The sequence below is a fragment of the Arthrobacter sp. HMWF013 genome (assembly GCF_003061105.1).
Taxonomy (GTDB): Bacteria; Actinomycetota; Actinomycetes; order Actinomycetales; family Micrococcaceae; genus Arthrobacter.
The window spans coordinates 1-1,961 of the sequence record NZ_QAIQ01000327.1; the positions used below are offsets into that span (position 1 = coordinate 1).

General features: G+C 69.0%; 1 protein-coding gene and 1 pseudogene. Both read right to left on the bottom strand.

Going from position 1 to position 1,961, the window contains the following annotated elements; genetic code table 11:
- A pseudogene (locus tag DBR22_RS12340) lies at positions 1-186 on the bottom strand (ABC transporter); the annotation flags it as partial.
- A partial coding sequence (locus tag DBR22_RS12345) for a dynamin family protein (RefSeq protein ID WP_375134958.1) occupies positions 183-1,961 on the bottom strand: 1,779 nt, incomplete at its 5' end. The pseudogene DBR22_RS12340 and the gene DBR22_RS12345, both read right to left, overlap by 4 nt.

Consider the following 1,961-nt stretch of genomic DNA (forward strand, 5'->3'; position numbering starts at 1 on the left):
GAAGAAGCCCACCACCGTGTGGTCGGCGGACAGTGACCGGCGGGAGCTTGCCCGTTCGAGGAGCCGGAACACATCCTCCAACGCCGTCTCCGGCAAAACGCCTTCCGCGAGCCCGCGTGCTTCGTCGAGCGCCTCCAGCCTGCGGTCCAGCCGCGATGCTTCACGGGCTGCGCTGTGGCGGCTCATGCGCGCTCTGCCAGGCGGGCGAGGGCCGCTGCGTGGGCGGTCAGGACCTGCGCCGTGTCTGTGTCTCCGCCTGGGAGGCGGTCGAGGAACTTCTGTTGCTCCGCCTGAAGCAGGCGCTGGCAGCGGGCATGCAGGTCTTCGCGTGCTGTTTGCGCGAGCCTGCGGACGGCGTCCTCACCGAACACTGCTTCCAGGAGTCTCTGGCCGACGACGGCGGTGCCTCCCGCCACACCGATCTCCAGTCCGGTGAGTCCCGCCGTCATGGAAAACACGACGATCATCAGCGCTGCGCCGAGGCCGTTAATGCCGAAGGACAGCCATCTGGCCTGCGTGCGTTTGCCTTGGCCCTCGGTGCGGATGAGCTCCATCAGGCCTGCCTGCCAGGCCCGGATCTCGGCTGCTGCCTTGTCGGCGAAGCCGGGACCCGTCCCGGAGAGGTCGTCGGTGCCCAGCAGCTGGCGGCCAGCGGGGTCAGAACGCCACCGCTGGTCAGTCTCCTCGGCGGCATTGGCGGCCTCGTCAAGAATAACCGCCTGCAACCCCGTCTCAATGGCCGTTTCCACCCGCACCGCTGGTGTTGGTTCGCCGCGGAAGAAGGCTCCCACACGGTCCCGCAGCCGGCCGATATTCTGTTCCAGTGCCCGGAAGAACTCGCCCGTTCCCACGAAATCCTGCCAGCGGGCCAGCACCTCTCCGCGGAGCAACGCGCCGTCTTTGGTGGCGTCCAGGATCCTGGTCCCGGCATCGCGGTAGGCGTCCTCGGCGTCGGACCGGAGTGTTGCGGCGGCATGCTCCTGTTCCCGGACCGCCTGGCCCAGCGCGCCGACGCGACCGGCGAGGGCCCTGACTGTACCGTTCAGCGTCCGCCGGGCAATCTCGGACCGCCCTGCCGCATCGGCTGCAAGTTTCTGGAGCCAGCTGCGCAGCGGCTCCACCGAGTCCACCGGCAGCATGCCCAGATCGTCGAGGGGCGCCTCCGGCACGATAAAGAGCCCTGCGCTTCCAAGGCCTTCCTGCTGCAGCAATGCCCGCAGATCGGCGCTCACCTCAGCTTCTGCCTCCTGCGGCACCCGGTCCAGCACCACGGCAACCATGATGTCCCGCGAGGCCGCATTCAGGAGCAGCTTCCACGGGACCGCGTCTGCGTAGCGGTTGGCTGTTGTGACGAAGACCCAGAGGTCCGCGGCAGCGAGCAGCTGGCCCGCTAACCGGCGGTTGTCATCCGAGATGGAGTCAACGTCGGGTGCGTCCAGCAGCGCTATGCCCTGCGGAACGGCTGGATCCGCCACCAGCACCAGCGAGGAGATGGCCTCAGCATCGGGAGCGGCTCCGGCCCGGCTGGCGGGGAGCGGTTCGGTTGAGATGGTTCCACGGATCCTGCTGAGGGAAGGCAGGACCCGTTGGCCTTCGAACCAGCCGGCATCGGCGGGATGGTGCAGGAGGATGGGTTGCCGGGTGGTGGGCCTGATGGCCCCTGATCGTGTGACCGGGTGCCCTACCAGGGCGTTGACCAGGGTCGACTTACCGGCGCCGGTGGAACCGCCGACGACCGCGAGCAGCGGAGCGTCCAGGCTGCGGTACCGCGGCAGGATGTAGTCGTCGAGCTGGCCCACGGCGTTCCGGGCGTCCTGGCGTGCCTTTTCAACGTCCGGAAGGGCCAGAGGCAGCGATACAGCGGAGAGATCCTCCCGCACCGCTTCCAGCAGGCCCACAGCGGCCTCGGCCGCCTCGCCTGGCGGGCGGCCCGGCTGGGCTTTCGGAGCGCGGCTCGGCGG